This is a genomic window from Flavobacteriales bacterium (assembly GCA_013001705.1).
GTDB lineage: Bacteria > Bacteroidota > Bacteroidia > Flavobacteriales_D > JABDKJ01 > JABDLZ01.
Genome location: JABDLZ010000306.1, coordinates 1 through 5419, shown reverse-complemented (window position 1 = coordinate 5419; position 5419 = coordinate 1). Strand labels below are relative to the sequence as shown.

General features: G+C 49.2%; 3 protein-coding genes. 2 read left to right on the top strand and 1 reads right to left on the bottom strand.

The features are described 5' to 3' along the window. Both HKN79_12375 and HKN79_12370 read left to right on the top strand, forming a co-directional pair. On the top strand, nt 1–2740 hold a 2740-nt coding region (locus HKN79_12375; protein NNC84363.1), incomplete at its 5' end, for a hypothetical protein. A gap of 73 nt (nt 2741–2813) precedes the next feature. After that, nucleotides 2814–4352: a glycine--tRNA ligase gene (locus HKN79_12370; protein NNC84362.1), complete on the top strand. Its 1539-nt coding sequence runs from the start codon at nt 2814–2816 to the stop codon at nt 4350–4352. A 188-nt stretch (nt 4353–4540) separates the two neighbouring features. Here the strand turns inward: HKN79_12370 and HKN79_12365 are convergent, their stop codons facing one another. After that, nucleotides 4541–5329, bottom strand: coding sequence for a T9SS type A sorting domain-containing protein (locus HKN79_12365; GenBank protein NNC84361.1), 789 nt, complete (start codon nt 5327–5329; stop codon nt 4541–4543). Between the last annotated feature and the right edge of the window lie 90 nt (nt 5330–5419).

Below are 5419 nucleotides of genomic sequence, written 5' to 3'. Positions count from 1 at the left end.
ATGCTCTAGTTGCTGTGATGGTTTCGTAGAAGTAACTATCAGTGGTTGCGTGGCGCCTTACTCCTTCACGTGGATAGGCCCAAATGGATTCACTTCCGATCAAATGAATCTTGGCGGACTTTGCCCTGATGTCTACACGCTGTTCGTTGCCGAAAGCAATGGCAATGAGATCCAGTTGAACGCAGAGGTCTTTGAATCGTCTGAGGTCAGTTTTGTCTCCGAAGATTGGATCTGCAATGGTCAACTGCAATTTGATGGTCAATTGACCTACATAGACTTGGACGGAGGAGATATCGATTCTGGAACGGCATGCATGACACCTCCGTATTGCTGGGAAGAACCTGTGAGCTATGAGTGGTTGGATGGAATGGGGTCTCTCATCTCTACTGGGTCATGTGTCGAAGAATTGCTGGAAGGAGATTATTCGGCCAACATGTCTTCTCCTACCGGCAGCATCACATTCGATTTCACACTGGAAGGAAATGGTGGGGATAGCACGCTCTATGCCCAGGGGTGTCAACCCTGGGATGTCAATCCACCGGTCATTACCGTATGCCCTCCAGATACTTCTGTCATCGTTAACTCTGACTGTGAATCCATTGTTTGGGATTATTCCGACCAGGTCATGGCCGTAGATGATTCTACCGCAGTAGATGATCTGATCATCACTCAAAGTCCAGTAGCTGGTACCAATTTCTTCGGAACACAGACCATCTCCATCTCTGTACAGGACGAGCAAGGGAATCTAAGCACATGTGTTTTTGTAGTGGAAGCTATTGACGAAACAGCACCGTTGATAAGCCTTTGTCCCGGTGACACCTTGGTATCGCTGAATGCAAGTGGCTCATATGTCTTAGAAGATTTCACCTCAGAGGTCCTCGTCACCGATAATTGCACCGCGACCGGCAATATCCTTGTCAGCCAAGACCCACTTCCCGGCACGAATCTCCCGGCTTCTACCGATCCAGTGTTGGTCACATTGACTGCCATCGATGCGAGTGGACTCACTTCAACGTGTGCTTTCGAATTGACTGTCGGTGGGGGATGTACCGACCCTGTTGCTTGCAACTACCTCCCCAGCGCGATCATCGAAGATGGCAGCTGTTGCTATTCCTCGTGTGGATGTACAGACCCTTTAGCGGAAAACTTCGACCCAGAAGCTCTGTGCGAAGATTCTTCCTGCCAATACCTTATCCAAGGCACGGTCTATCATGATGTAGATGAGAACGGGATTCTTGATGGAGCGGATTATGGGCTGGCCGGTGAGGTGGTGATCCTTGAGCCGCTAGGAATAATGGCCATCAGCAATCAGGACGGTGTCTATCATTTCTCCTCTGTAGGAGCTGGGGACTATATCTTGACCGTAGAAAGCAATACGGTCTTTCCTTTCCATATCACACCTCAATCCGTGTCCACCGCAGTGGGTGCAGGAAGTGCTTCTATGGTCGATTTCGGTCTGTCGGATGAAGAACCCTTATTCGAGGTCGACATGCATTTCTATCCCCCCGGTCAAGGATATGCCTGCGATGTGTTCCGTAGCCATTACATATGTTTCCAGAATCTAGGTAACCTATCCTTCGATGGACTTATCGAATTCCAATTCGATAGTCTGTTCCAAGGCTATAGCGAGGTGACCCCTATCGACTCTGCATCAGCTCATTCGATCTGGTTCAGTTTCGAAGACCTTCTTCCCAATGAGCAGCGCTGCTATCAAGTCTTATTACTCACGCCCACCGTGGACCTTATTGGAGAATTCCTGTTCAGTTCAGCTACAATTTGGGGGCTGAATGGCACTGATACGGTCGCTTATGGTGAAGAGGCCATTGAAGTAGAACTCACCTGCGCCTATGACCCCAATGACAAGCAAGTATTTCCTCAAGGATACTCTGAGATGCACTATATCCAAAATGATACGGTGCTGGAATATCTCATCCGATTCCAGAACACAGGAAATGCCCCTGCAACGGATGTGCGTATCATCGACACTCTGGATGTCAACTTGGACCTGAGCACATTTGAATTGGTGGCAAATTCCCATTCGGTCAACACGACCATCGACCCACAATCCAGAGAAGTGGATTTCTATTTCGAGAATATCATGCTCCCTGATTCAGTCAACAATGAACCCGAGAGTCATGGTCTGGTGTCTTTCAAGATCAGGCCACAGATGGAGCTCCCGCTGTTGACCCAATTGAATAACACGGCTCACATATTCTTCGATAACAATCCTCCTATCGTGACCAATACCACGTGGAGCACCATATATGATTGCAGTCTCTTCCAGGTCTCCTTCAGCCAAGATGGAGCGCAATTGACCGCTTCTGAAGGGGATAGCTATCAATGGTTCTTGAATGGAGAGGCGATTTCTGGGGCAACTACTCAGGAATATATGGCCTTGGAGTCCGGTGAATACTCTGTACAGGTCGGTATCGATTTTCCCTGTATGGATGCCTCCTCATCGGTCTTCATTGTAGTCAATAGTTTGAGCGAATTCTCAGACGGTCCACTGCTCCTCTTCCCCAATCCGATGAAGGATAGAGCGCGCTTGATGTTGCCAGATCTTCATCAGTTCTACAGCGCGGAGATTCTCGATCTACTAGGAAGATCGATCAGACTCGTACAGGTCGAAGCTCATGCTCCCAGCCTGACCATCGACCGGCAGGATCTTGGAAGGGGTCAATATCTTCTGCGCTTGATCGGTGTCGATGGCCCGAGAGAACTCATGTTCACTGTCGAATAGCCCGCTCTTTTCCAAGCTTTTTCCATCCTCCATAGGCATTGAAATTACCGCTCCAAAAGTTTTCCTTTGCGGCATGGCAAATGACGACCTACTGAAGAAAGTGATATCCCATGCTAAGGAGTATGGATTCGTATTCCCATCGAGTGAGATATACGATGGACTCGGTGCCACCTATGACTATGGGCAGAATGGCTCAGAACTGAAGAACAACATCAAGCAGTACTGGTGGGATGCCATGGTCAAGAACCATGAGAACATCGTGGGCATAGATGCGGCCATCTTCATGCACCCCACCACTTGGAAGGCCAGTGGTCATGTAGATGCTTTCAACGACCCTTTGATCGACAATAAGGATAGCAAGAAGCGCTATCGTGCCGATGTCCTGATAGAAGACCATATGGCCAAGTATGAGTCCAAGATCAAGAAGGATGTAGCCAAGGGGAAGAAACGATTTGGTGATGCTTTTGATGAAGAGCAATTCCTGGCCACCAATCCGAACGTACTGCGCAACAAGGCCAAGATCGAGGATATCCAACAGCGCTTCAGCGAAGCCATGAATGCCGATGACCTGGCCGGGGTCAAGCAATTGATAGAGGATCTGGGTATCGTCTGTCCGGTATCCGGTACCAAGAATTGGACGGATGTGCGTCAGTTCAATCTCATGTTCGGGACCGAGTTGGGCTCTGTGGCTGGAGATGCCAGTACGATCTACCTACGACCTGAGACCGCTCAGGGCATATTTGTCAATTACCTCAATGTGCAGAAGACCGGAAGGATGAAACTCCCCTTCGGAATCGCACAGATAGGGAAAGCATTCCGTAATGAGATCGTGGCCCGTCAATTCATCTTCCGTATGCGCGAGTTCGAGCAGATGGAGATGCAGTATTTCGTCAAGCCCGGAACTGAACTCGACTTCTATGCACAATGGAAAGAGGAGCGACTGAAGTGGCATAAGGCACTCGGACTCGGAGATGATAAATACCGTTTCCACGACCACGTCAAGCTGGCCCACTACGCCAATGCGGCAGCTGATATAGAATTCGACTTCCCTATGGGCTTCAAGGAATTGGAAGGCATCCACTCGCGCACCGACTTCGATCTCAAGGCACATGAAGAATTCAGTGGGAAGAAGCTGCAGTACTTCGACCCAGAACAGGAGAAGAACTATGTACCCTACGTTGTGGAGACCTCTATCGGATTAGATAGGATGTTCTTAGCGGTTCTGAGCTCGGCCTATACCGAAGAGAAACTGGATGATGGCTCGGAACGAACGGTGCTGCGTATCCCTGCTCCACTCGCTCCTGTGAAGGTAGCAGTGCTTCCATTGGTCAGAAAAGATGGACTGCCGGATTTGGCCCGTAAGATCCTTCAGGACATCCAGTATGACTTCAATTGTCAGTATGATGAGAAGGACACGGTGGGTAAGCGCTACCGCAGACATGACGCATTAGGAACACCGTATTGCATCACCGTGGATTATGATTCTTTGGATGATAAGGCAGTGACCATACGCGAGCGGGATAGCATGAAGCAGGAACGTATCGCCATTGACAAGGTCTATGATTACATCAAGGACAAGGTGAGCATGGGGAGTCTGTTGAAGAAGCTCTGAGTCAGTTTGTAAAGACTTCAGAATGGGCCTATTGGAGCGCACTTAGAAATTTTTATCTGACACCGTTCGAACGATGGGCTCGGAGCGCCCTTCGAGTATCTCAGGGTGCTCCTTATTTATCCCTTATGAGAGGGCTGAGGCTCTCGAAGCCCGGAACTGCTAGGCCCTCGGTCTTGTTTGGCCGTCCATTACCTCTGAATCAGAAAGCTCTGAGTGCTTCTAATGCCTTCATCAGTCAGGAGCAACAGCGAATATCTCCCTTCTCGAAGTTCAGACACTTCAATGGTGCTAGAGGTTCTTCCATCTAAAACCCTTCTCCCAAGGTCATCAAAAATCTCATACCTATGAGGTGAGTTGATCTCGACTCGCAGATGATCAGTTGCAGGGTTGGGAAAAAGCTTTATCCCGTCAATACTCAGCTCTTCCAATGAAGTCACCACACCGAAGTCCATATCATCAACTGACAGCCATCCATCACCGGGCACGAGGTCCCCTACGGCTGCATAGACGCGCAGAATGCAATGGGTCGTTGCAATGTCTATAGGTGGGAAGGCGATACTGATCTGGGTCCATGTGCTGGCCGTGTCTTCTGGTAACCAATAGTCGGTGTGCACCATCTCGTTCTCATTATAGAACTCTGCCTGCACACCCACTGCAGCCGAATATGTGCGCCACCACTTGGCCATGAACAAAAGTCCATCCGGTAATCCGCCCATCTCTATCAAGGTCTGTGCTTCCCCATAAGAGCCCAATCCCATGTCCACAGCCTGTACGCGCATAGCGTAGTTTCCAGAATAGGCCTCTGTATCTTGACTGGTACTCGTGGTCAATTGAGTATTGTCCGAATCCCAGCCCACAGGTTCCAGGGTAGATTGTGGAGTGGCCTCCCACTCTTCAAATCCGCTATTGGGAACAGTTTGGGCCATCATCAATGATGGCAGAAGGATACAGATCACAAAGAGTTTCAGATGAGCCATGGGTTAAGTATTTGTTGGTCCACTGAATATCGGAAAGCCCGACTGGATTCTGAAAACGATTATTTACGCTTATTGAAATCGTTCATCGTA